Source organism: Streptomyces bohaiensis (assembly GCF_012033785.1).
Classification (GTDB): Bacteria; Actinomycetota; Actinomycetes; order Streptomycetales; family Streptomycetaceae; genus Streptomyces; species Streptomyces bohaiensis.
This window is the reverse complement of record NZ_JAAVJC010000325.1, coordinates 1-1,645: the sequence shown is the minus strand read 5'-3', so window position 1 is coordinate 1,645 and position 1,645 is coordinate 1. Positions and strand designations below refer to the sequence as shown.

Here is a 1,645-nt window from a genome sequence, read left to right as displayed (position 1 = left end):
GCGGCGGGCGTCACCCGGCCGGACCGACTCCAGGGGAACGGCCCACGGCGCGGTGAACCCCCACGGGCCGGGGGCAGGGCGAGCCGTCCGAGCGATGGGCCGTACGGGCGGCCGGTCAGCCGTCCGGCGGCGGGCGTCACCCGGCCGGACCGACTCCAGGGGAACGGCCCACGGCGCGGTGAGACCTTGGGTCCATCACCGGATCATCACCTTGTGTTCTGATCTCATCACTCGCTGTTCTGATTGTCCGTTGCCCGGACGTGCCGCCGCGCTTCCTCACCGCGCTCCGTCGCACCGGGCCGGCCGAAGGAGTCCGCCCATGCCCTCGCCCCTCCCCCGCCGCGTCGCCCACGTCCTGGCCACCGCCGCCGTTCTCGCCCTGCTCACCCCCTCGGCCGCTGCCGCCGGCCTCGCCCCCGGGGGCACCGCCGCCCCGGCGCCCGCCCGCGCGGCGCGGCATCCGGATGCGGGGCAGGAACCCGGGCCGGTCGACGAGAGCCGCCCCGCCGACGAGGTGCTCGCGGAGCTGGACTCGCTGGTCGGGCTGGTCGGGGTCAAACGCGAGGTCCGCGCGCTGATCGACATGATCGAGGTGGGGCGCCGACGGCAGAAGGCGGGGCTCAAGGCCGCCTCGGTCCGCCGCCACCTGGTCTTCACCGGCTCCCCCGGCACGGGGAAGACGACGGTGGCGCGGCTCTACGGCGAGATCCTGGCGTCGCTGAAGGTGCTGGAGCGCGGCCACTTGGTGGAGGTGTCGCGGGTCGACCTGGTCGGGGAGCACATCGGCTCCACGGCGCTGCGCACCCAGGAGGCGTTCGACCGCGCGCGGGGCGGGGTGCTGTTCATCGACGAGGCGTACGCGCTCTCCCCCGTCGACGCCGGCCGCGACTTCGGGCGGGAGGCCATCGACACCCTGGTGAAGCTGATGGAGGACCACCGGGACGAGGTGGTGGTGATCGTCGCGGGGTACACCGAGGAGATGTCACGGTTCCTGGACACCAACCCGGGTGTGGCGTCGCGGTTCTCCCGCACCATCACCTTCGGTGACTACTCCGCGGAGGAACTGCTGTCCATCATCGAGCAGCAGGCGTCGGACCAGGAGTACAGCCTCGGGCCGGGTGCGACGGAGGCGCTGCTGAAGCACTTCGCGGCGATCCCCCGAGGGCCGGCGTTCGGCAACGGCCGGACCGCGCGGCAGACCTTCGAGTCGATGGTGGAGCGGCACGCGGGTCGGGTCGCTCAGGTGGCCGACCCCAGCACGGAGGAGCTGTCGGTGCTGTACCCGGAGGACCTGCCGAATCCCGCGGGGTGAGGTCGGTCGGGGCGGTGGCGGGGGCCGTCGCGCGTCGCTGCGCGGCGGCGGGCCGAGACATCAGCGCGCGTCCGCCGCGGGCCCGGGCTCCGGCCTGGGGCGCTCGGCGGTGAGGCCGCCGCCGCGGTGCTCCCGGCGGACCGTGGCGTCGGCGTCGCCCTCCCCGCGCAGCGTGTGGCAGAGGTGGGCGCGTTCCGCGGCGTAGGCCGGGTCCTGCGGGTAGTCGCCGTGGCCGAGCACGGGTTCGGGGAGCGGGCTGCGCAGGTTGCGGCCGTAGTGCAGCGGGTCCAGCAGCGGGCCGTGGTCCACCGGGCGGTCGTGGGCGTCCCGGCC

Annotated in this window: 2 pseudogenes; one reads left to right on the top strand and one right to left on the bottom strand. The window is 75.1% G+C overall.

The annotated features are described in order from the left end of the window. Positions 1-397 precede the first annotated feature (397 nt). Positions 398-1,312: pseudogene (locus tag HCN52_RS21865) on the top strand (AAA family ATPase); the annotation flags it as partial. A gap of 60 nt (positions 1,313-1,372) precedes the next feature. Here the strand turns inward: HCN52_RS21865 and HCN52_RS21860 are convergent. Then, positions 1,373-1,645: pseudogene (locus HCN52_RS21860) on the bottom strand (hypothetical protein); the annotation flags it as partial.